Source organism: Acaryochloris marina MBIC11017 (assembly GCF_000018105.1).
Taxonomy (GTDB): Bacteria; Cyanobacteriota; Cyanobacteriia; order Thermosynechococcales; family Thermosynechococcaceae; genus Acaryochloris; species Acaryochloris marina.
Window position 1 is genome coordinate 1 of the sequence record NC_009929.1, and the last position, 21,535, is coordinate 21,535.

Annotated in this window: 21 protein-coding genes; 8 read left to right on the forward strand and 13 right to left on the reverse strand. The window is 43.8% G+C overall.

Features of this window, described 5'->3' with window-relative positions:
- Nucleotides 1-565: 565 nt before the first annotated feature.
- The gene (locus AM1_RS33470) at nucleotides 566-853 is read left to right on the forward strand and encodes an RNA recognition motif domain-containing protein (RefSeq protein WP_012166606.1); all 288 of its coding nucleotides are present in this window, start codon (nucleotides 566-568) and stop codon (nucleotides 851-853) included.
- A gap of 74 nt (nucleotides 854-927) precedes the next feature.
- Here the strand turns inward: AM1_RS33470 and AM1_RS43710 are convergent, their stop codons facing one another.
- Both AM1_RS43710 and AM1_RS33480 read right to left on the reverse strand, forming a co-directional pair.
- Nucleotides 928-1,215, reverse strand: a complete 288-nt coding sequence (locus tag AM1_RS43710) for a double-stranded RNA binding motif domain-containing protein (protein WP_041661378.1) — start codon at nucleotides 1,213-1,215, stop codon at nucleotides 928-930.
- A 115-nt stretch (nucleotides 1,216-1,330) separates the two neighbouring features.
- On the reverse strand, nucleotides 1,331-3,244 hold the full coding sequence (locus tag AM1_RS33480) for a ribonuclease catalytic domain-containing protein (RefSeq protein WP_012167864.1): 1,914 nt from the start codon (nucleotides 3,242-3,244) through the stop codon (nucleotides 1,331-1,333).
- A gap of 129 nt (nucleotides 3,245-3,373) precedes the next feature.
- On the opposite strand from AM1_RS33480, the gene AM1_RS42800 reads away from it, so the two are divergent.
- Together AM1_RS42800 and AM1_RS33490 are read left to right on the forward strand one after the other, a co-directional pair.
- The gene (locus AM1_RS42800; protein ID WP_012167863.1) at nucleotides 3,374-3,568 is read left to right on the forward strand and encodes a hypothetical protein; all 195 of its coding nucleotides are present in this window, start codon (nucleotides 3,374-3,376) and stop codon (nucleotides 3,566-3,568) included.
- A gap of 354 nt (nucleotides 3,569-3,922) precedes the next feature.
- Entirely contained in the window at nucleotides 3,923-4,714 is a 792-nt protein-coding gene (locus AM1_RS33490) for a hypothetical protein (protein WP_012167861.1), read from the forward strand.
- Nucleotides 4,715-4,746: 32 nt separating this feature from the next.
- On the opposite strand, the gene AM1_RS33495 is transcribed toward AM1_RS33490, so the two are convergent.
- Both AM1_RS33495 and AM1_RS33500 read right to left on the reverse strand, forming a co-directional pair.
- On the reverse strand, nucleotides 4,747-5,229 hold the full coding sequence (locus AM1_RS33495; RefSeq protein ID WP_012167860.1) for a cell division protein SepF: 483 nt from the start codon (nucleotides 5,227-5,229) through the stop codon (nucleotides 4,747-4,749).
- 44 nt (nucleotides 5,230-5,273) lie between these two features.
- A complete protein-coding gene (locus tag AM1_RS33500; protein WP_041661379.1) occupies nucleotides 5,274-6,098 on the reverse strand; it encodes a class I SAM-dependent methyltransferase in 825 nt (274 codons plus the stop codon).
- Between the two features lie 278 nt (nucleotides 6,099-6,376).
- Here AM1_RS33500 and AM1_RS33505 point away from each other — a divergent pair, with 278 nt between their 5' ends.
- On the forward strand, nucleotides 6,377-6,619 hold the full coding sequence (locus tag AM1_RS33505; RefSeq protein WP_012167858.1) for a hypothetical protein: 243 nt from the start codon (nucleotides 6,377-6,379) through the stop codon (nucleotides 6,617-6,619).
- A 417-nt stretch (nucleotides 6,620-7,036) separates the two neighbouring features.
- Here the strand turns inward: AM1_RS33505 and rpaB are convergent, their stop codons facing one another.
- The 5 genes from rpaB to AM1_RS33525 all read right to left on the reverse strand — a co-directional run bounded on the left by rpaB (nucleotide 7,037) and on the right by AM1_RS33525 (nucleotide 10,519).
- Entirely contained in the window at nucleotides 7,037-7,780 is a 744-nt protein-coding gene (gene rpaB / locus AM1_RS33510) for a response regulator transcription factor RpaB (RefSeq protein WP_012167856.1), read from the reverse strand.
- A gap of 159 nt (nucleotides 7,781-7,939) precedes the next feature.
- A complete protein-coding gene (locus AM1_RS33515; RefSeq protein WP_012167855.1) occupies nucleotides 7,940-8,554 on the reverse strand; it encodes a hypothetical protein in 615 nt (204 codons plus the stop codon).
- 27 nt (nucleotides 8,555-8,581) lie between these two features.
- Entirely contained in the window at nucleotides 8,582-8,860 is a 279-nt protein-coding gene (locus AM1_RS44600) for a cell division protein SepF (RefSeq protein ID WP_012167854.1), read from the reverse strand.
- 208 nt (nucleotides 8,861-9,068) lie between these two features.
- A complete protein-coding gene (locus AM1_RS33520; protein ID WP_012167852.1) occupies nucleotides 9,069-9,446 on the reverse strand; it encodes a dsRNA-binding motif domain-containing protein in 378 nt (125 codons plus the stop codon).
- Entirely contained in the window at nucleotides 9,443-10,519 is a 1,077-nt protein-coding gene (locus tag AM1_RS33525) for a hypothetical protein (protein ID WP_012167851.1), read from the reverse strand. Before AM1_RS33525 ends, AM1_RS33520 begins: the two co-directional genes overlap by 4 nt.
- Before the next feature lie 121 nt (nucleotides 10,520-10,640).
- Here AM1_RS33525 and AM1_RS33530 point away from each other — a divergent pair, with 121 nt between their 5' ends.
- Nucleotides 10,641-10,832 (forward strand): single stranded DNA-binding domain-containing protein, encoded by a 192-nt coding sequence (locus AM1_RS33530; protein ID WP_012167850.1) that lies wholly within the window; start codon nucleotides 10,641-10,643, stop codon nucleotides 10,830-10,832.
- Nucleotides 10,833-11,013: 181 nt separating this feature from the next.
- On the opposite strand, the gene AM1_RS33535 is transcribed toward AM1_RS33530, so the two are convergent.
- From AM1_RS33535 to AM1_RS33550, 4 genes are read right to left on the reverse strand one after another with little or no spacing between them, the layout of a single operon-like run.
- The gene (locus AM1_RS33535; protein WP_012167849.1) at nucleotides 11,014-11,559 is read right to left on the reverse strand and encodes a GNAT family N-acetyltransferase; all 546 of its coding nucleotides are present in this window, start codon (nucleotides 11,557-11,559) and stop codon (nucleotides 11,014-11,016) included.
- The gene (locus AM1_RS43715) at nucleotides 11,534-12,232 is read right to left on the reverse strand and encodes a GNAT family N-acetyltransferase (protein ID WP_012167848.1); all 699 of its coding nucleotides are present in this window, start codon (nucleotides 12,230-12,232) and stop codon (nucleotides 11,534-11,536) included. The genes AM1_RS33535 and AM1_RS43715 overlap by 26 nt, the downstream gene beginning before the upstream one ends.
- A 17-nt stretch (nucleotides 12,233-12,249) precedes the next feature.
- Nucleotides 12,250-13,560, reverse strand: a complete 1,311-nt coding sequence (locus AM1_RS33545; protein ID WP_012160919.1) for an IS701-like element ISAcma8 family transposase — start codon at nucleotides 13,558-13,560, stop codon at nucleotides 12,250-12,252.
- Between the two features lie 47 nt (nucleotides 13,561-13,607).
- Nucleotides 13,608-15,005 (reverse strand): hypothetical protein, encoded by a 1,398-nt coding sequence (locus AM1_RS33550; RefSeq protein ID WP_012167847.1) that lies wholly within the window; start codon nucleotides 15,003-15,005, stop codon nucleotides 13,608-13,610.
- Between the two features lie 288 nt (nucleotides 15,006-15,293).
- Here AM1_RS33550 and AM1_RS33555 point away from each other — a divergent pair, with 288 nt between their 5' ends.
- The 3 genes from AM1_RS33555 (at nucleotide 15,294) to AM1_RS33565 (ending at nucleotide 21,312) form a co-directional block, all read left to right on the forward strand.
- Complete coding sequence (locus tag AM1_RS33555; RefSeq protein ID WP_012167846.1) at nucleotides 15,294-15,617, forward strand: hypothetical protein; 324 nt, start codon at nucleotides 15,294-15,296, stop codon at nucleotides 15,615-15,617.
- Nucleotides 15,618-16,056: 439 nt separating this feature from the next.
- A complete protein-coding gene (locus tag AM1_RS33560) occupies nucleotides 16,057-17,118 on the forward strand; it encodes a ParB N-terminal domain-containing protein (RefSeq protein WP_012167845.1) in 1,062 nt (353 codons plus the stop codon).
- Between the two features lie 786 nt (nucleotides 17,119-17,904).
- Nucleotides 17,905-21,312: a hypothetical protein gene (locus tag AM1_RS33565; protein ID WP_012167843.1), complete on the forward strand. Its 3,408-nt coding sequence runs from the start codon at nucleotides 17,905-17,907 to the stop codon at nucleotides 21,310-21,312.
- Nucleotides 21,313-21,535: the final 223 nt, after the last annotated feature.

Consider the following 21,535-nt stretch of genomic DNA (forward strand, 5'->3'; position numbering starts at 1 on the left):
TAGTAGGGTTATCAACGATGGTTTTTATTTCAAAAACTAAGCACAACAAATGTTGCCCTCATGAGCTAACCAAGCTGGTGGTAAAACTCCTCCGCCCTTCAGCTTGTTAAGTTGAGTGCAAGCCTTATCGCTGGGAGTTATATCTTGCTACCAACCTACGAGAATGTCAATCTATTTTTGAAATACATTTAATGGCCTCAAAGCCATATCTATCATAGAATAAGCTGACTTCAGTTTCTAGAATATTCCACAGAAATAGCTGAACATCAAGCCCTACAGTATAGACCTGTGGAAATCATCCCATCAGATGTGGATAACATGGGAAATATTGTGGGAAATGTGGGGAAAATCTGGGGATAAAATTTTAATCTTTACTAACCTAAATATCTGTAAAGTTTATTAGTTCACCTAAACGGAAAATTGGGGATCAGTTAGTATTGCAATTGAGATGCAAGTATCGGTTTTACGTTTGTTTTCAGAATTGTTTGGTATCCGCCAGTTTAATTCCCAAGACCGCGCACCGAAATCTATATCTCCTCACCTTATTGATTTTGGATATTTGTTTATGTCGATTTACGTTGGTAACCTTTCTTACGACGTTACCCAAGATGAAATTCAGGCCGTGTTTGCTGAATATGGGGCCGTCTCTAACGTTCATGTTCCCAAAGACCGCGAGACTGGCAGAATGCGAGGATTTGCCTTTGTTGAATTGGGCAACGATGCCGAAGAATCCAAGGCTATTGAAGAACTCGAAGGGGCTGAATGGATGGGGCGAACACTCAAAGTAAACAAGGCTAGACCTCGTGAGAACAATAGAGGTAATAACAACTTTAGTGGTCGAAACCGTTTTTAACGCAATCTGAAATTCGATGATGGGCTCTCCCAGTCTCAGGAAGAATGGACTGGGAGAGAGTTTTTTCTATGCGGTTAAGTTGCTCTCTCCAGCCACTCTTGCAATTGCTGTTGACCTCGTTCTCTCAATTGCTCTAGTATCTCTCTAGCGGCGATACTCTTCGCCAATTTCTTCTTCTTTGCTACCCCACTCCCTTCAAGCTGCTGACCTAAAACCGATAACTCACACTCGCAGATAAACCATTCATCGGAACTGACCATTGTGTACACAGGGGTCTCCCATCTTAAGGTTTGACAAACATCAACCAGCATCCCGACAAAGTTCTGCCCCTCCTTAAGGGGCTTCACCAATGCCGTATGCATTGATTTGGATAAGGGTGCTGTTACTCGTTTTATGTCTTCATTACCAGACTTGAACTGCGGCTCAGGTAGTACTGGCTGTGCTCGTTGCTCTGGTGAGACTAAGCTGTGGTGGATTCTAAGCTTCTATCCATATCAAACAAGCGTGATGACGAGCGGGTTGTTTGCGGGAATGGGTAGCGGGATGAATCGTCGTTAAAGTGTCTCCAGAAATTTTCACCTCTAGCCAAACATGGAATGGTGGTTTATTCTCCGCTTCTAGATATTTAAATGCTTCCCAGTTCCCTTCTCGATTGGAGGCAATGGTGATCACACTCGCCGCATCATGGATATGGCTAGACAGATACTGAATCACTTGCTGATGTAGCTCAAGTTCTTTGGACTGAAAGAGCAATAGGTAGAGATCCTGTACGGCTAATTGCTCAGCGTCTAACCGGTTCACAAGTTCACTGCGAAGGTGATCAACCCCCTGAGACTCAACCGCATATTTCAGGAGTCGTGTGAATTCTTTCCCAGTGAGATTTGCTAAGTCTTCGGGGGTCTGAAGTTGCTCCTGGTAGACCTTTTGATGGGCTGCTTTGAAGAACTCCGAGGCCTGCTCTTTATGCTCATCCTTGACCTGGGCAATATGCTGTCCCAATTCCTCCAGCTCAGACTGGGTATAGGGTAGGTCTTGCTGCTTGAGGCGGGCTTTGACAATCCGATGGTTGATCAGGTCAGCGACTCTGCGAATCGGACTGGTGAAGTGGCAATAGGCAGGCAGGTTCAGGGCAAAATGCCCTATCAAGACGGGACTATACACGGCCCGATTCATCCAACTGTGCAACCGTTGACGAATGGCTGCATTTGACCCTAACATCAACAACATTTGGTACATTGTTTCCCGATCTGGGGCAATGGCTCTGGCGGTGTGATTCCGATACAGCGCTGGGATATCCTGATCGGCTAACCATTGAGCGACGGCGAGGTTCGCCAGGATCATAAATTCTTGAATGAGGATATGGCTTGGATGAAGTTTACCTTGGATAAGGCTGCCTTCTTCTGTGAGCCACTGGCCTTGAGCCGTCTGGGTCGCTCCAATTGAACCTGATGTCAGCCGATTTCGGTACAGATGGGAGGCCCATTGGTGAGCCATTTCCAGAGTGTTATGAAAAGGAGTAGATGATTTAGGCTGGGAGGCTTCAGCATAGGTAAAGCGTTTGTGACTTACCAGCCAGGATTCAAAGATTTTGACGTCAACCATCTGGGCGTTCGGGTTGAGGGTAACCTGAACGGTAACGGTAGGTCGGGCTTCACCTTCCAGCAGGCTCAGCTTATTTTCGGACAGGGGTCTTGGCAGCATGGGTGCGTTCCCATTGCTGAAATAGCGTGTGACTGTGCGAGAGAGGGCTACCTTATCCAATATCGAGCCCATCTCCACGAGTTCGGAGACATCGGCAATATGTACGGAGAGGACTACCCCTGACTCAGTCGCTTCAATCCAGATAGCGTCATCCAGGTCTCGAGAAGTCGGTCCATCGATGGTGATGCCTTGAACTTGGGGACGTTCCCAGAGTTCATCAGCGAGGACAAGGCGCTTGGCTATTTTAATGACATCTGGGGAGAAACGGTTCTTGCTTTTGGGAGTCGTTTCAGTCTTTGCTGGTGGACTATCCTGAGTCAGTGGCTTAGGTTTCTCATCTTGCACCGCCGCTGTCGACTTTGCCTGTTCGATTGGTTTTTCCTGATCTAACGTTATGGGCTTTTTATGTTGAAGTACGCCTTCAGGCTTTGACTCCAGCTTTTGCGATAAAGGGGGTTTCAGCGTTGTTCTTTCTTGCTGCAATGATTTCTGTTTGGCCTGCTTCTTGGAGTGCCTTAATGCAGCTTTTCGCTGGGCTATCTTGGATGCTGTGGTCTTGGACTGGCCTGGGTCAAGCTGGGCTTCAAGTTTTTTAATTGCACTTTTGAGTACCTTGGCAGCAGTGGGGTTGCTGCATTGCTGGAGTTGAGAACGCAGTTGTGAAAGCTTTTCTAAAGTTGAAGAAGGCATGGGAGAGGAAAATCTCGCTAGGAGCAGACTTGCAGGTATTCTAATCTAGAGAAGAAGGATTCCAGCAGAATCTAAGGGTCTGGCTATGACGAACCACTATCTAAGCCTAGCCCCATAATCAATGACATTATGAACCACTGTGCTTTTCAGACCTCCCATCAAGCCAAAGATTTGCGGCATACCCAAGATGGTCAGGCCATCGCTGAATTTGTAGTCACTATTCCTCCATTACGAGAAGAAGATCCGCCCGAAAACCTCAAAGCAATTTACTGGGGTGAAAATGGAGAAACGCCCACCTTTCCCTACAACCTGGCGACCAACTGATTCTACAAGGGCAGCTCAAAATCACAAAAGTGACACACTAGATGGGTGAAAAAGAATATGTTGAGCAACAGGCAAGTCTGATCGTAGAGAAGATTAACCGAATTCAACGTGCCAGTTAACGCAGCAATCTATCGCAATCCTCAGTAATGCTATCTCAACAAGTGAAAGTGAAGCTTCGAGTAGCTCGGCCAATCTTGGAACCGTTGCTATTTACAAAGGGAATGATGATGAAATCCTCCAGAAATGCCGAATGTAGCCCATTAATGATTAGATACAAAGGAAGTTAATTCTGGGAATGCTATACGTTAGCATTCTTAGTTTTGCTGAAATAAATACACTGATCTACGACGAACTATGGCCCCTGACAACAAATACTCCACAGTACTCCTTGAGTTAAAGACTCACTACCAGGAGACACTCGCTGAACTTGAAGCTCAAACGAGTCAACTCAAGACCAAAATCACGTCTCTGGATACGTTGATTGAAGATCCTTTGTTAGGTTCAGACATCCTTTCAATCCTTCAAGGTGAAGCAGATTCACTCACCTCACCAGAACCAGTTTCTAAAACTGCCGACACAGTAGAACTTAAAGCCAAGTCTAAGAAAGCTACTCCAAAAGCTGCTTCAAAGAAGAAGTCTACACCCCCTAAGAAGCCAGCTTCAACTGCAAAGACAAAGGAGAAAGTAAAACCGGAAGTTGACGCTGAAGCTACCCCAAAGAAAGCCGCTCAAAAAGCTTCGCCCTCATCCGGGAAGAGAAAATCCTCAACTTCCAAGAAAGCTGTATCTCAGGCAACAGCAAAGAAGAAAAGTCAGAAGAAAACAAGCAGCTCTTCATCCAGCGTTCTGACAATGAACAAGCCCTATGACCAGATGAAGAAAATTGATGCGATCACACAGATCATGCAGGAAAATCCTGGGAAAGTCATGCATTACGATGATTTGATTGTGAGACTGTTTGGTGAACTAAGTAAAGATGATCAGAAAGCTGAGCGGGGTAGGATTAAAGCCGCCATGTACCAGGGGGCTAAAAATAATCTTTGGAAAAAAGCAAACGTACCAATGTGCTATATCTACGATCCAAGTCTAAAAGCTGAATCTAAAGCAACAACCTCAAAGACTCAAAAGTCTCGTAAAAAGACCTGATGTCCGATCAGTAGAGTAAAGACGTTCAAGATTCAAGCTGAAGCCATCATTCTTGAGATCAGGAATGATGGTGGAGCAAATAGAAAAATGCCTCTACCAATCTCCATTTGCTCTCCTGACAGCGCAAAAGTACTGCCAGCCAAGTAGTCTGTTAGCCTCTGAGCTAGCTTGGTTTCTAAAGCCGCCAAATTCACTAGGAGCATATCATCCGTTTTCATCGCGTTGATTGCTTCCTCAGCATCTTCAAATGACTTGGGGTGAAACACACGGATTTTATGGGGCGATATTGCTTGAAAGGGAAGAAGATTGTTCATAAACCAGTGCTCCTCTGCGACCAAGTCCAGGCACATCCTCAGCGTTTCGTGAATACTCCAGGCAGTCTGTTGATACATGCTCAAGCCTAGGATCTCACCTGATAGGTTACTCTCCATGACATCAGAGCCAGCGGAAAGTTCCAGCTCCACAGATTCTCTTGGAGTTCGCGGTTGACTGATCTGAAGGTTTTTTGAGGACACTGACTGAGGTAGTCCGTCCGGAATAGAGTTGAAAATTGAAGAAGTTATCTTTTTCGGGCAATGTGAAAGGCAGAAATGTTCAAGAGTTTGATGTGACCTGCAAAGTGATTGTCTATTTTCTTCTGCAATCCTACGAACAAGTCTTTCCTGCTTTTTTCATCTAACTCCAAGTATTGTGAAAAGGTACTCAACAGTGTCAAATATTCATCCACACTATATGAGGTCTCCCAAATAATCTGTTCGAAAACGATGCCTTCGAATTGATCTGAGGTAGCAACAATCTGTCCTAGTTCTCTCAATTCAGCCTCATGAGTTTCTCTGCCTTTGTAGTGAGACAGGGATGGAGCATGGATTTGATACACATCCTGTAACACCTGATGGAACTCTCGATAAGGAATGGCTGGCACATTCCATAACAGTATGAGCACTCCATTATCCTGTAATGCATTGGCCACTTTAGGGTACGCAACTTCTGCCGGAATCCAATGAATCGAAGTTGCTGCTAAAACAGCGTTAAACGGCTTTGCTTCTGGTTTCCATTCCTCAAATGAGGTGTTTTTGATCTCGAGATTTGGGTAGTGAGAACAATTTCTCCGAGCAATCTCGTAAAAGTCTGGGTTTGGCTCAAGACAGAGCATTGAAAAACCCAGGTTAGCAAACGAAACTGTTGCAGTTCCAGGGCCACAACCTATTTCAAGAATTCTCGACCCATTTTCAAGTTGAGTTAACTCGACAACTCGACTAATCAATGTATCAGGATAATGAGGTCGTGTTCTGTTGTAAGCCTCTGCTGCGGGAGAGTACCAAGTCTTTCTCTGTTTCAAGTCTTTGCTAGAGTACTGCTTGGTTGTTTGATCGTTATCTTTCACCACTCAGCCTCAAACTCAAAATGCTCTCTGCCTATTCTGAAACTACATTCTAATAAATAGGATTAGATACCTAACCTTGGATATCTGTCGGTCAGCCAGGTTAAGGGGGTGAAGTCAACTCTCAAACAAATCATAATGAGACACTCAGATACCAATAACGGCAAAGAAAATATGTAGGTTAAATTGTGCGATCGCTTGTCCAAATCAACTCATTGACGGGGAACTATCTGGCTATCAATAGACTCAACTTCACCAACGCAGATAATAGAAGGTTTCTAATGACTGATTTCAAGCATAGACCTACTAACTTAGGGCAGCACCTATGGAGTCCAAGGAATTTAGCTGAACAGACCCACGCTGCTGCTCAAAGCGCTGAACTACACTCCCGTAGTGTTGGACAAGCCAGTCTCTCCCAGAAATTACTGGATATCCAACGTCAATTATGTATCCTTCAACTAAGACTCAAAGATCCTGAAATTCAAGAGTGGACTGGAAAGCAAATGCAGCTACCATTCAGATAAAATGCTCAACTCTCCCAGATTCATACCTGTTCTTAACATTCAAATGCACCTCCATCTTTCATTCAGAATTACACTGAATTGAGGTTTTTTTCCTTGAAAGAGCAAGATACTCAACCCTACTAAGCAACTGAGAACCAGATAGGAAAGACCTTTTAACCCCAACACTCCGCTACCCGCTCCCACTCAAACTCCGCCTGAACCCTCTCCCAGATCCGCTTCATCTCCTTCTGTGGACGAAGCTCAATCACTTGTAAAATCTCAAAGTTCTCTTCAATTTCGACGGCGCACTCAAATCAAACCCCCGGTGTAGCAAACGATTCCCTCACGAAAGGCTTCCCCGTTCTCTTCACCAAAACTATTATTGCCCTAAGTTATTCTTGGAGATGGTCAGCGTCTCTAACTCGCTTCGACATCCATCTAGTTAGGAGATTGTTCGCATTTCAGTGTATAACCTACCCCTCGAATCGTATGGATAAGTTCGGTTCCAACCTGATTGGCTTTGAGCTTATTCCGTAGGCGAGACACATGGACATCAACTACTCGCGAGTCAACGATGGTCCCATTACTATATCCCCACACTTTCTCTAACAACTCTTGACGAGACACTACTGCTCCAGGGGTACTTGCCAATAGTTCTAACAGACTAAATTCCATGTGGGTTAGGATGATACGTTCTTGACCTCTGAAGACCTTCCGCTTGTTGGTGTCAATCCGGAGTGAACCGATGTTTAGCACTCCGGTAACTCGATAATTAAAAGGCTTTAGAGAACCCATTCGGCGTATGATGCATCGCACTCGTGATTCTAATTCCTTAGGTGAAAAGGGCTTGACCATGTAATCATCTGCACCCATTTCTAAGCCAGTAACCCGATCTCCTACCTCAGAAAGTGCCGTCAGCATAATGATCGGAACTCTCGAGGTCTTGCGGATGGCCCGACAGACACCATACCCATCCAGTCTGGGCATCATAACATCTAAAACAATCAAATCAGGGTGCTGACGATCAAAGATTTCTAATGCTTCTACGCCGTCAGCAGCAGTGAAGACGTGATAGCCCATCATGGATAGCCTAGTGTCTAAAATTCGTCGAATCGGCCCTTCATCATCAACTACCAAGATAGAATGCTGCTTATTGCTCTGATTATTCATGAATTCAGGCATCTTTGGCTACGCTTTAGTTCAACGTAGCATTTATACCTAAGTAATAATGCTTAAGACGCTTGATAGAAATGATTCTTATGATTAGGTCATTTTCGAGAGAAATTGCCTAGTCTACTGCTTCGGCATTTGCCCAAAACTCAACTCACTCCCAAACTCAACTCACCCCCAAACCCTCGTCACTCTCTCCCGCTCCAACCACACTCCGACCATCTCCCCAATCCGCTCCATCGTCTCCGGTGGCCTTAGCTCAATCACTTCCCCAATCTCAAAGTTCTCCTCAATTTCAACAGCGCACTCCCAACAGAACTCCGGCGTAGCAAACGTATTCCTCACGAAAGGCTTCCCCGTCCCTGCCACCGTAATCAAGTACTCCTCAGACTCATTCTTGGAAACAGCCAGATACTCCAGCTCCCCTCGCGTCCTGGTCTGCTCAACCAAATTCTTCTGTTTCAGCTCCAGATTCTTGAATCGCCGCTCCAGCTCTGCCGACACTCTAGGGGTTCTCGGTTGACTAGTCTGGGCAGCTTCTGAGGTCTGGGTCTTGGGAGAGTACTCAGGTTTGGCTGATCGGTGAGTTCGCCTAGAACTCCGGCGTAGTCCTCCCAGCTCCTCATGCCCTTGTTCTAGCTTGGCTGGCCGGGTTCCTTCCGGTGTTTTCTTAGGAAATGCTGTCCTACTAACCAGTTTGGGCAAGGAAGGGACGGACTTAGGTAGTTGTGGGATGATGGTCTTGGGTACAAGCTTGGGGTTGAGGGCAACGATTGGGGGAGTCATTGGGGAATCCTCAAATGCACTAAAGTCTCAATACTTGGATTGTTTCACAATTGGAAAAGTTTGAGGAGCAAACAGATAAACACCATTTCCTATTTCTGTATATTCACCACATAAAGAGTTAGTACAACCTGCAAGATAATCACTTATTCTCTGGGCCGATTTTGGAGATAGATTTTCTAAATTGACGAGTAGCAGTTGTCCGTTCTTCAGGCAATGTGCCGCTTCTTTAGCCTCCCTAAAAGAACTCGGATTCGACAAATATATTTCAGATGAAGATTGTCCTGGGAATATGACTAAATTGTTCACAGAATGATGCTATTACTTGCTCAGAGGTATGTCTTAATTCTTCCATGAAGGAATTTGCTTTTCTTTAATCGAAAAATAAGTTTAATGTTCACATCACTTCAAAATCGCATCCTTAGCCTTTAGAGGGTGAAATGTGACATAGACCTTCCTCTGCTCTCTTCAACAACATCTCCGCAGCCCCCATCTTCGCTTTCTTCTTCGATGCTCCCTAGCCTACTCCCTGTAATCCCATCGACTGCACTAAACAACGAAACCCTTCTGATATCTCTGAAAACTCGTACCTGGGCAACGATATTTGCTGTTTCTGGCAAAGCTCTTGCAATTGTCCAATCGGATTCTCCACCTGTTCATCAACCTGGCTGTTGGGTTGATCAGGGGAGGTCTCAGGTTGCTCGGCTTCTTCCTGGCGTGGATGTAAGATATGTACCTGCTGTTCGGCCTTGCGGATAGCTCGGTTCCTAGCCCGTTCAAGGAGCCTGATCAAAGCATCTTCTGGATCATCATTGGGGTACAAATAGTCGAGAAATCCAAGCTGCTCTTCGGTTAGTAGAACGTTTAGGCTGAGGGAAGGTCGAGATTCAATCATACCTGGAGAGTGGAAGACTCCAATTTAGAAAGGACTTGGTCGATGATGTTCTGATCTTTGATTTCTGGATCAGTGATTTCCTGGTCAGTGGATTCAGTAGCGTTACTCTTAGGCGTTGAACGTTCTCCAACAGCCACAACCTTGACGGTAACGCCATCTCTATGGCAGATGAACTCATAGAGCTTTCCATCCTTGAGCGTCTCCAGGCAGTCCTCACTCACGAGCGGGGAATGCTGGCGGATATGAATCTCTGGGTCGCGCTCCTGATCCCGCTGTATCAAAACCCTTTGCTTATCTGCTCTCCATACTCCGATCAATACCCAGTTCTCTGTCTTTGCTGATGCCCGTTGCGAGGTACCTGTTAACTGCAAAGATGTAATCTGACCATTCATGATATTGGGATAACCAAACACCATGATTGGTTTGTCTAAAACTGACTTGACTTTCTTAAAGCTCTTCTTCGATAGGAAGAGTTTGATGGGTTGTCCATCAACTTCCACAAAATACAGAGACTTTGTTCTCCCATCGTCAAACTCCTTCTCTCGTACTCGAATAATTCCGGGAATTCGGCACCAAGCCCGATGAGTGCCATTTCCAGGGAGCAGTGGAGGTTTCTCGGAAAGTTCACCTGATTTTGACTTTGATGTTGTCTTTTCTTGTTTTTGATTTTTTGAATTTGAATTCTTACTGTTAGGAGTGTCTACAGTCTTAACATGCGGCTTTTCCTGGGCTGGATTTGGGAGCTTCTTGCTCTGAGAGATTACTTCAGGTTTTGGCTCTATTTTGTTGAGTGAAGGGGGTTTCAACGTTGTTCTTTGTTTTTGTGATGCCTTCTGCCTAGATTTCCTCTCTGATTTCTTGTGTGCAGCTTTCCGCTGAGCTACCTTGAAAGAATTCGTGTTAGTTGTCTTTAACTGGTCTATCTTGGATAACTCGATCTGGTCCTGGCCTAAGTTGAGCTGGGCTTCAAGCTTTGCAATCGTACTCTTGAGTAGCTTGGCAGCAGTGGGGTTAATACAATCCTGAAGCTGCCTTTTAAGCTGGTTCAGCTTATCGATAGATGCAGAGGGCATGAGAACCTCCCTGGGATCGGACTTGCGGCCATTCTAGTGTAGAGAATTGGGTTTTGGGGAAAGTAAAAGTTTTTTCCACGAATCGTTACTGGCCTTTAATCTAGCCTTAAGATCAGAAATTATGAATCACTTCGCTATACAAGGAATACTCCTAGAGAGATCCCTGCGATATACCCAGGAAAGACGTGCGATCGCTGAGTTTGTTGTTGAAATTAACCCTCTGAGGGAAGAAGACCCCAAGGAAAATCTCAAGGCCATCTATTGGGGAGAGAATGGGGAGAAAGCACACAATGCATTGCATACCTTAGGATAAACAAACGGTACACATTTTTTATTTATTACGTATTTGTTCTATTTTTAAGGTTTCTCTAAAACTTTTTTCTCTTTATATTATTAATATTTAGGCCATGATAGACACAATATCATGACATCAAATAGGCTTCAGCAGAGAACTATTATTAAGTATTCAATAATAGTTCTCTATTATAATTGCACTATTTTCTCCACAAAATATTTACGATATTAGTAAGCTCTCCTTTTGTTCCAGATAAAAATAAACCACAGGCTTTCAAACCTAGGGCACGATGAAAGTTCTCAGATGCATGATTTCTTAGAGGACTCACAGCTGTTGCTGTAAGTGCAGTTAACCCATCAAAATTTAGAAATACGTCATCGTATAATGCTTTTGCATATCCCATTCGCATGAATTCAGCTTTAACGGCTATTTTTGCAATCCAATAGCAATTATCTACATTTGGGTATAATTGCTCTGAATCAAACCAAATGAGAGATTCGTTATTAATTAGTAATCTACTTAAGATCTGATGCTTTGGAGGAACAACCATTACAAATCCTACTAGATTAGAATCTTGAGATAAAACTTTTATATAGCCTGTATCATGTAAATCTTCATAAACCTTAAATGAGGCTCCGGGTAGAAAAAAACCTTTTGCATTAGCATCTTCAGAATTAGAAGGAAAAGACTTTTCTAATTCATAGCAAAAATTCAGTTCTTCAAATGATGGTGTGTAGATTTTCATTATTACTATGGCTAGTCTTAAAAAATTCTCTAACCATCTTAACTGACAATCCGGCATTGCCATTAATAAATTGGTTAGATGCCTCTCTCCATCCCATTTTCTTATAAAAACCTGAAGATTGAACTCTACAATTACACCAAATATGTCTAAGTTGCTCATCTTTTTCTAAATCGGAAATCATAAAGTCAATTATCTTTCGACCTATTCCTTTAGATCTCCATTCAGGTGCTGTAGCCATTGCTCTTAGCTGCCAAGCTAGGAATCCATTCCAATATGACTGAATTAAAGAAACACAGCAAATATTATTTTCTTGTCTATCAAAAGCACCATAATGTCTACTTTGATAATCGTGATCTTCATTGAACATAACTTCAGTGATTGGATACCCATTTCTTAATACTTGATGCCTTAATTTAAGAATTGAGCCTACATCAGTTTTTTTGAAGTCAATTTCATTAGCTTGATGTTTTATTATTAGCCTATCATCTTTAACTAGCTGCTCGAATGTAAATGGTTCTTTTTTATATGTAAGGCGACTAATTCCTGTTATTCTTGATAAAGTTTCAATATAGTCTTCTTGTCGAATAAGCTGATGGATTACACATCTTAGGATAGTGGGATTTTCTAGTATTGATAACCAAGCATCTCTAATCAATATTGATAAAGCCTGCATAACCCTCTTTTATCACTTTAGACAGAGAGAAAATCAGGATGCTTGAGCAATTTCCTCACCAGTGGACAGCAAAATGCCTCCATCTTTGATGTGAGTTGCTCAAACCCCTTTTTCAAAGCACGGCTGGGAAAGACTTCTAACCAGCGCTTTAGAAGATTCCAACTGATTAACGGTTGAATGATCAAGCGCACATTATTGAGCAGATTCTTCCACCCGTTTTGGTTATCCCACCAAGGATGCTGCGCAAAGTGTTGATGTGCCACTGGACAAGAGTCATTGAAGACATCAGCGAACAAACTCACCATCAAGAAAGCGCTCATCACTATCTCCCACCACTTTTCAATTTGTTCGTAGTGCGTCATGCGAAAATCAGCCCAACCCAAGGTATCTTTAGACTGTTTGAGACCATACTCAATCCAAGTTCTGAAGCCATAGCAATCCCCAATTTCATCCAGCTTGATCTCGGGTGCCGCTGCCATGACATAAGAGGTTGAGTTCTCTGGTAGCGTTTGGGGGTCCGTGGTTAATAGCCAATAGCGCTTCTGGTGGTGTCGCTGGCCATAAATGATCTCTTGCCTGTAACGAGTTTCAGTGGTGCCATTGCTGAAGGTTCGTTCAAATGACTGCCACGGTTCGGCAAAGACTGCTTGTTCTGCGGGTAACCACACCGCATGATTGCTACGAATCGCTAGGATATAGGGCAGCTTTAACTCCTCTAAGACATTCACAAAGTTTGTTTGAGCTTCCCCATACAAGCTGTCAGCCAGGACGAGCTCAAAGCAAAAGCCCATCCCTTGCAACTGTCGGATCATTCCAGCAGCAATTTGGGGTTTGCTGAGATACTCATCCTCCTCTTTAAGACGTTCTCGGGGTTTGTACACTTCAAAGGACAAAGGCAAAATCATCCCTTGAAACAGCCCGTAGGCAGTGACTGCGACGATGCCATTCTCTTTCTTGCCCACATTGCCGATATACTGCCGTTTCACATAGTCGGTACTCTTGCCTTTTTTGCAATCGCCCGTCTCATCGATCAATAGAATTAACCTGCGCCCATCCAGTATTTTCAAGATGATGTCCAATCTCTTGTCAGACAAATGTGACGCTACCCAAGGTGATTCACTCAGAAAATGATGCAGGCTTTGATGGTTCTCCAAGCCCACTGCTCTTGCAATGGCGGGCAATGATTTACGTTTGATATCACTAATCATCCCCAGATGGAGATGCTTGAAGGCTTCATAACTGCGGACTTGGGGAAATAACTCTGCAAATAGTTGGCAGTACTCATCAACAAAGCCAATGGTTGGTTCTGGACTTCTTGAAGCTGACATCACTCATTAGAAAAATAGAAACTGAGAATAGTCTATTTTTTATCTGTCTAAAGTGATAAAAGAGGGATAATGTCAGATTTGACAATTATGGAACTACGTAAAAACAAGAATACAGGTTTAATTTGAGCAATAGGATTATTAAGCAAATTACAAGAGTTGAACTTAAGATTGAAATTATAATGTGGGAATCCAATAATCGTTCTTATATTGCTATCACCATTACTCAAAGCATGCGTAACTTCATCTGGCTCCATTTCTGTTGTAGTGCTTTTTGTTAGAAGCTTAGAATTAATTAGATTCTCATATATAAAAAATTCAGTTGATGGTACTTCTTTCATTAAAAGGTATTCACCGTCCAAACTTCGTTCATTTAATTCTATATTTGAAGATAAAATCCCATGTGTCATATTTGGCATCATAAATGATGAAGTATATCTTCCTGTTTTTTCCCTTAGAAGAACACTCGCGGTAGCAAGGGTTAGAGTAAAACCATCAACTTGCCTTGAAAAATTATCGAATATTGCATTCTCAACAATTTCAACCGAGTGAGGATGATGGTAATCAAAGGTTATATTAATATTTTTTTCTCTTAAATAAGTTAATATGGCAAGTGTTCCTGCATGAGCAGGAGAGACTACTAAATGTATTGGATTTTCGTTGATCACACGGGTTGCTTGTTCAAGGTTCCAACCTAAACGAGTCGTTCTATTAAGCTTTTTCTCTTGATCGCATACCAAAGATTCCTTTGATTTAGTGAAAGCAAGAAAAGATGAATCATTTTCTGCATCTTTGATTCGTTTACTATATGCCGCTCTGCTAAAAATATCTGTGATATTTAGCATTAATATAATTTCTTCAAAATAAATTTTCTCAAGCCAAATCAAATTTTCTTCAATATTGAATGGAATGGGAAATTTATTAAACCTAGTATCAATATTAAATTTTTTCAGATGACTTATTTTTTTGATAGATGAATTTGCATAATTTTCAGGTATATTATTAAGTTGATTATCTCGTTTGTTTGATATGCTAGCCTTTTTGCTTCTATTTGATTTATTCTTTTCCCAAAGAGAGTTCACTTCATTTAGATTTATGTCTGTTTTCTTTGACCAAAGCTCTAGAGAAAAGTGCCAATCTTGAGAACCTTGCTTATTTACACGATGATCTTGAAGGATACCCAAAAAATCTTTTAGGCAATGTAGTGCATCTCTAATATCTGTTTTTTGCAAAGGGTTTCGTAAATCGTAATGGTCACACAGATATTTGAGATTATTGATTGTAGTTTTTACAATCAGTGTTTTTTCCTGAAGCCCATCTTCTTGCCAACTATATTGGATGTTTATTTTTTGAGTATGTTCAAATTCATCATTAGCGAATCTAAGTATGCATTCTAAAATTCGTAATACTCTTGTTTTTTGCGCAGGTCCATAGGAAATTCGGGGCATAAGCTAAACATCCTATAAAGTTTTGGGAAACCCTAGGGTATTTGACTTACCCCAAGGTACCTTAAAACCTACTGTCCTTGATTTTTCGTTATCCTAGCCTGAAGGTTGCAATGGGGCATATCCTCAATGGGATAGTAATGCACAGTTGTTAAGAAGATTTAGTACAAAGTATTGCTCCTGATGGTAAATGGCAGTTCCAACCAGGCTAACCAAGCTTAGGTACAGAAACTAACTATTCTGTCATCCAAGTCTTCAAGCAGCTGTAACTTTATATTTCTAGTATCGACGATGTCTATTCACAGATATGATTTGCAACTCACTGAAAACCTTTCAATTTCCAAAATAAAAATAGATCAGGAGATTCAAGTACTATCTAAATCGAATGATGCTGTAATATCAGAGTTCGCAGAAGCTATGCGAAAAGGGGCTGACTTTCCACCTATCACAGTTTTCTACGATGGTTCTGAATATTGGCTGGCTGACGGATTTAGTCGTATAAAAGCCAAAGAAGCAAACGGAGACAGTTATATACTAGCTGAGGTGGAGTTTGGCTCCCGTCATGAAGCGAAACTTTATGCTGTTGTAACTAACACGAATCAAAAATCGAATTAGCATAGATCAACAGAAAATCAAATAAGCCCTTTTAAATAAATCAGCTAGTCGTAAGGGACTGTGGAAGTAGCCGCAAAACCGTTTTACACTCCGTCTTGAACTAGTTCGAACTAGAACAGCGCCCAGATTTCTCTGGGGAAGTTCCCCAGAGACAAAACTCCTTTACTTGATAGTCACTCAACAAATTGGTACTCCATAAATTGAATGTCCGTACATGTAGTGAAGAGTAATATCAGTATCAATTCTCTTAACTAAGCTATCTCTTTGATAGTGCTCATCTAACTACAAGGAACAAAGATAATGAAACTCAAAGATCAGATAACCAAGATCTTTACTTAACTCAAGTTAACAAAAACTATAGCGATTCTCTGAATTGCTTGTTGCTTAAAGGCTGAGATGTTTTCATAGCGGTATTGTTGTTGTCACCCAATAACCCTGAATGCCGCCCAAGAAAGCCTCTAGAGAATTACATGAAGTTTCTACCCAGTCAGTTGAGATAGCTGAAATTCGCATGGATGGAGGCACGCAACCTCGTGCCAAATTATTTGAAGAAGTTGTTGACGATTATGCTCAAGATATGAAACAAGGGGCAACTTTCCCTCCTGTGATAGTTTACTTCGACGGAGAAGAATACTGGCTAGCCGATGGCTTCCACCGGGTCAGAGCTAAGGAAGCTATAGGGGAAACATCAGTTACTGCTGAAGTCCATCTTGGAACTCAACGTGATGCTGTTTTATATGCTGTTGGCGCTAACGCTGCACATGGCTTAAGGCGGACAAATGCTGATAAGCGCCGTGCCGTTATTAGACTACTGCGTGACTTTGAGTGGCGTGAATGGAGTGATAGGGAAATTGCAAGGCGTTGTGGGGTTGATCATAAAACGGTAGGAAGTTTGCGGAAGGATATATATCCAACTGATGATCAATCTAAAGAGTTTCGCAAAGGCGCAGATGGGAGAATAACTAATGTCAGCAATATAGGCAAGTCTACTAAGACGATTAATGAATCAAACAAACGACAAAGGAGAAAAAAACCAGCAGCTACTCTCAACACTATTGTTGAGCAATCTCAAAAGGTTCAAATAGACGATATTTGGAGGCTAGGTAAATCCCATCTTTTGTTTTGTGGAGACTCAGGGTCAGCCAAATTTCAGAAATTGTTACCAATAGAAATTTCATTACTGTTATTTTTCCCACGCAAAGACAAACCTTGGTTACCAGAGAAGCCAACAAATGTGCACAATACTTTACTATTCCATACCTCATATGGAGAAGACCTACACTTAGAGACATTAAGAGGAATCATTGAGAATTGCTTATCGGGCACTACTGACGCAAACGATCCTATTGTAATGATCAACCTTATTGATCCTTCACTATTCATTTTGATAGATGAACTAGAATGCTCGTGCTTTTGTGCTGAGCCTGATCCTCAACGATGCACAGACGCACTAACAGTCTGGACAGCCATCAACCAGACAGTGAAAAAAATATCCACCTAACTGAAATTACAAGCTCTTAAAATCTCGGAGATTAATATTGATACTCATAGAAATTCTGACGATCACCTATTGAGAATATGTTGTATGATCGCGTTAAGCATTTTTCTAGTACAAGGATATCTCTTCTAGTCGAACTCTAATTCGGCTCATAGTCATAAGACTAACCTTATCCAAAATTATCCTTATTTTGATTAGGTTTATCCGCGAACAGCATTAGTTATTACTAATGCTGCCTCCAAGATATCTCTTGAGACCCAACTCAAGAGATATAACTTTACACTTCCCTACTAGGTATGGGTTGTGTGTCTCCTTAATTAAATAGGCTGAACCCTTGATCGATCACGGGTTTCAGTGTATTTAAAGTCTAATACTTAACCGATAAGGAGGTAATTTATGGCCCAATAAGTGACAAAACCCCAACTTCTGCAAGTAGGGGCATCAGTCACATATTTAACGTGGTATTAGGCAGGAACCGAAAAGCTTGATTGGACCCTTGCATTTGGTTACCTGGGCTTTGCCGTGCTTAGATTTTAGCCTTAGCTTGCAACAAATTGCAAGCATTTGCTGAAACCTATGCCACGGCTCCCTTTCGCTACATTCGGAAAACTTCAGGGAGTTCGTAAATGAACCATTTTTTTCGCATCCAGCTACGGGCATGGGAGCTAGCCCATGTCTAGCTTTCAAAATATTTCGAGTAAATTACTTGCAACCAACCGCTCCAACCCCTGCGACCTCTGTGGGGATATCACAGGCAAATGCAGAAAGGCAGGCAACCTCAATCTCTGCATGACCCTCTCAGGCCAGATCGAGGGATATCGCTACCTAGGCCAATCCAAAGATGGCCTCTGGGGTAAATACGTCCTCAATGACGGGAAAGACCTCAGCCACGAAGACCGGGAACGCCGATGGCAAGAGCAACGGATTCTCAGAGAGCAACGCGCCCAAGCTGAGGCTCACCGCCATGCACAATCCCTCCCCGCAATTGAGCGGGATCGGCTCTACCGCCAACTCCTTGACCAGCTCACCTTGCACCCTGCGGATCGGGCTGACTTGCATCGTCGAGGATTCACCAATGAGCAGATCCAAGACTGGGGAGTGAAGTCAGTCGAACAGTGGCAACCGCTCTCTGGTGAACTACCCCATGACTTGCCAGGAATAAACCTGGATGGGAAGTCTCTCAACACCCCAAGGCCAGGTTACCTTTGCCCCATCATGGATGCTGACGGTCAGATCGTCGGATTCCAAATCAGATCCCGCAGTTCCGAGGGTGGTCGCTATTTCTGGCTCACAGGCAAAACTAGGAAACGGCCCAACGGACCCACACCCCACCTTCGCAATGGTGAATTACCCCTAGCCATCCACCGTCCAGAGCAAATCACGAGAGATGCATTCGCACTCGTTGAAGGTACTGGAGCAAAACCTCACCTCCTAGCTCAGCGCATGGGCCAAGTGACCATCGGCGCAGCGGGGGGATTATTCGCGGCATCCCCTGAAACCTTGAAAGCAACCCTAGCCCAGCTTGGGATAACAACTATCGAGTTCTACCCCGATGCTGGGGCGATTCAGAACAAGTCAGTACTGCGGCAATACCGGGTAACCTGGGCACTGCTAAAGGAGTGGGGTTACACTGTCACCGTTGCCTGGTGGAAGCAGACAGACAAACGCATCCACACTGACATTGATGAACTGGATGACCTAAGCCAGATTCAATATTTGTCTGTGGCTGACTTTGAACGGATTACAGCTCAATGTAATGGTCTATTGCATCAGCTTCAGCAGGCACTCTCAAAACTCACTCGTCCTTCATCGCCCGCTCAAGGGTTTGCCACTCCCAATGACCAACAAACCCACCCCACTGAATCTCGCAGAACGAAGCGAACTGCACCAGATGACGAGCGTCTTGCAACGCTGCCTGCAACAAGCCGTCGAGCTAGACGATCCCGTCGTCGCACTGCACGACTCCTTGCAGCTCATCGTAGACATGGATATATTTCCAAACTTCGACTGGAAAATTATCGAAGTCGCATTAGAAGACGTGCGGCACAATCAGCAAACTCCAGAAGCAGCAGCCTACAAAGCTGCCCTGAAGATAACGGGACTCTCGAAACAACAACACCTCTAGTCCAAGAGTACGAACCCGGCCAACGGCTCCAAACTTGGGAAACCCTTATCTCATCAGGATTCCCCTACATCCTTGACCAGTCCCAACCCGGTACTGGGAAAAGCTACGACTCTGGGAATGTCACCCCGATTGGCTTTGGGATGGAGCAGGTTATCTATCTTTCAGACCAGCACCGAAACCCCACCGTATCAACTTTAGAACAAGGAAATGGCTGGTGTGACCTAGAAGCACGGCATGGAGGACTAAACCGAGTCAAGAATCGACTCCAACGATCTGCCAAAGGGGATGCCTTCGCTGTTCCTGCTAACTGTAGTCGCATTGGTGTCTTGAATGCCTTACGGGACAAGAATATCCCTGGTGCAGATACCGCCAATCTCATCTGTGGTACTTGCATTGCTCGGGAAGCTTGCATCAATGCCAATGGGCCAGGGTATGGCTTTTTGAACCAACGTCGCAATGTCTTAGGTGCGCCGCTATTGAGGGCACATCCTGACTCCCTGCCAGACCCAGAGGATTACCCCCTGGAAAACACCATGCTGATCTGGGATGAACCGGGTCAGAACTTCCAGGTCAAGCAGTCCACAACTGTCACACTCACCGATCTACAGCAAACCATCTCAGCATTGATTACCTACCCCGAGATCTTTGCCCTGGTGCAGCCCTTACTCTCAGCACTGCTGCCCTTAATGGATGGCTCTATGAAGCTAGGGAAATATGGCCTGAATCATCTAGCTCTCAAAAGCCGTTTGCCCGATATGGCAGGAGTGAAGCTGGGGGAAATCGCTCTAATTCTGATGCCAAACCTGGGATTCCTCAATACCACTTCCGACTATGGGATTGACCTCGCAGATTTACCCAAGCAACTCAGAAAGAAGTTCACTGAGCGAGATTCTGAGATGGCAGAGCAAGCGAGGAACGGTGTGGTCAAGCAGTGGCTTATTCCCCTGATCCGCATCCTGCAAGGGGGAGCAGGATGTATCCAAGTCAGTCGCTATGGCCTTCTGACCCTGAATACCCCAAATCCTCGCCATCGAGATTTAGCCCAAGCTGCCCAAGCCAATGTATTTCTCGATGCCACTCTATCCCGTGAAGATTTAGCGCTGAAGCTGGGTTGCTCTCCTGATGAAATCCTAGTAGTCCGTCAAGCCATCCCAGACACCGGAAACCTGGAGGTGATTCAGGTGAAGGACATGGGGCGAGTGGGCATGAGTCGAGGAGGGGATCAACTGAAACGCATTGGGGCATTGGCCCAGCATTACCAAGATTTGGATGCAGCGAATACCCGAACGATTGATTTTAAGAAATTTGAAAAGGATGGGGCCTGGTGGCGAGATAGCCGAGGGGTCAATGATTTCCTCACCGTCCAGACTCTAGTCCTTGTCGGCACTCCCTGCCGCAATCTCAATGACTTGGCTGCTGAATTCGCCATTGTCTGTGGATATTATCCAGAAGACGATAACCCAGCGTTCACGGCATTTATTGACCGCTCTATCCTCGCAGAAATTCACCAAGCCATTGGGCGACTGAGGGCGCATCGGCGTCCGAATGAATCCCTACAAGTGGTACTGATTTCCAATATTGAGATGGACTGCTTCGTTCAGGAAGTCCAAGCTAAGGATCTGACGATTGAAGCAGCCCACAAAACGGAGCGAGTAGAAATCGCCATTGAGTCAGCCATTCTCCAACTCCAAGCCAAAGGCGAGAAGGTCACTCAGCAAATCGTTTCAGCAATGACCCAAATCCCCAGAGGGACGATTGCGCGATACTGGCGTCTGTTCATTTCGCTATTAGAAAGTTTAAATAGCAGAATGAACAATTCAAGCAACGCGCCAAATCCAGACCAAGAAACCCATCAAGCGATTGCGGGTGTTTTGGATGAGTTAGCGGATCTGCCCGTCAACGATCTACTACCAAGCCTGAATGAAGTATTCTTTGACTGGCTTAAACCCAAGGAATGGAGTTCGGTATGGAGTGAAGTCAGCGCATCGAGCCAGATGGCGATTCTGGAAGGGTTAGCAATGACGTTACCTGCAAAGATGCTGGAGAGAGGAATGCCAGAGCTGGCGGCATGAGGGTGCTGTTTGCTATCAGTTGATATCAAACAGCAGTAGATCCTGAAGCTTCATTATTATTTTAAAAATTGGATATTCAGCCGTTTATTTTTATGGCCTTTCTACATGGAATCTACGCTCCTTTTTGAGTCGTTAGAGCTACCTTTTATGTAGCAGCAATGGTTTTAGTTCTTGCATTCCGTTTAGGTACATATCTTTTGAAAGTCACTCATAGAAGTGCTTT

Bases quoted from the DNA above. Each gene is read 5' to 3' on its own strand.
- AM1_RS33505 (WP_012167858.1), top strand. From the start codon at position 6,377: ATGACTGATTTCAAGCATAGACCTACTAACTTAGGGCAGCACCTATGG.
- AM1_RS33515 (WP_012167855.1), bottom strand. From the start codon at position 8,554: ATGACTCCCCCAATCGTTGCCCTCAACCCCAAGCTTGTACCCAAGACC.
- AM1_RS33470 (WP_012166606.1), top strand. From the start codon at position 566: ATGTCGATTTACGTTGGTAACCTTTCTTACGACGTTACCCAAGATGAA.
- AM1_RS33535 (WP_012167849.1), bottom strand. From the start codon at position 11,559: ATGAAAATCTACACACCATCATTTGAAGAACTGAATTTTTGCTATGAA.
- AM1_RS33520 (WP_012167852.1), bottom strand. From the start codon at position 9,446: ATGATTGAATCTCGACCTTCCCTCAGCCTAAACGTTCTACTAACCGAA.
- AM1_RS33555 (WP_012167846.1), top strand. From the start codon at position 15,294: ATGTCTATTCACAGATATGATTTGCAACTCACTGAAAACCTTTCAATT.
- AM1_RS43715 (WP_012167848.1), bottom strand. From the start codon at position 12,232: ATGCAGGCTTTATCAATATTGATTAGAGATGCTTGGTTATCAATACTA.
- AM1_RS42800 (WP_012167863.1), top strand. From the start codon at position 3,374: ATGAACCACTGTGCTTTTCAGACCTCCCATCAAGCCAAAGATTTGCGG.
- rpaB (WP_012167856.1), bottom strand. From the start codon at position 7,780: ATGCCTGAATTCATGAATAATCAGAGCAATAAGCAGCATTCTATCTTG.
- AM1_RS33560 (WP_012167845.1), top strand. From the start codon at position 16,057: ATGCCGCCCAAGAAAGCCTCTAGAGAATTACATGAAGTTTCTACCCAG.
- AM1_RS33565 (WP_012167843.1), top strand. From the start codon at position 17,905: ATGACCCTCTCAGGCCAGATCGAGGGATATCGCTACCTAGGCCAATCC.
- AM1_RS33480 (WP_012167864.1), bottom strand. From the start codon at position 3,244: ATGCCTTCTTCAACTTTAGAAAAGCTTTCACAACTGCGTTCTCAACTC.
- AM1_RS43710 (WP_041661378.1), bottom strand. From the start codon at position 1,215: ATGCATACGGCATTGGTGAAGCCCCTTAAGGAGGGGCAGAACTTTGTC.
- AM1_RS33545 (WP_012160919.1), bottom strand. From the start codon at position 13,560: ATGTCAGCTTCAAGAAGTCCAGAACCAACCATTGGCTTTGTTGATGAG.
- AM1_RS33525 (WP_012167851.1), bottom strand. From the start codon at position 10,519: ATGCCCTCTGCATCTATCGATAAGCTGAACCAGCTTAAAAGGCAGCTT.
- AM1_RS33530 (WP_012167850.1), top strand. From the start codon at position 10,641: ATGAATCACTTCGCTATACAAGGAATACTCCTAGAGAGATCCCTGCGA.
- AM1_RS33550 (WP_012167847.1), bottom strand. From the start codon at position 15,005: ATGCCCCGAATTTCCTATGGACCTGCGCAAAAAACAAGAGTATTACGA.
- AM1_RS33490 (WP_012167861.1), top strand. From the start codon at position 3,923: ATGGCCCCTGACAACAAATACTCCACAGTACTCCTTGAGTTAAAGACT.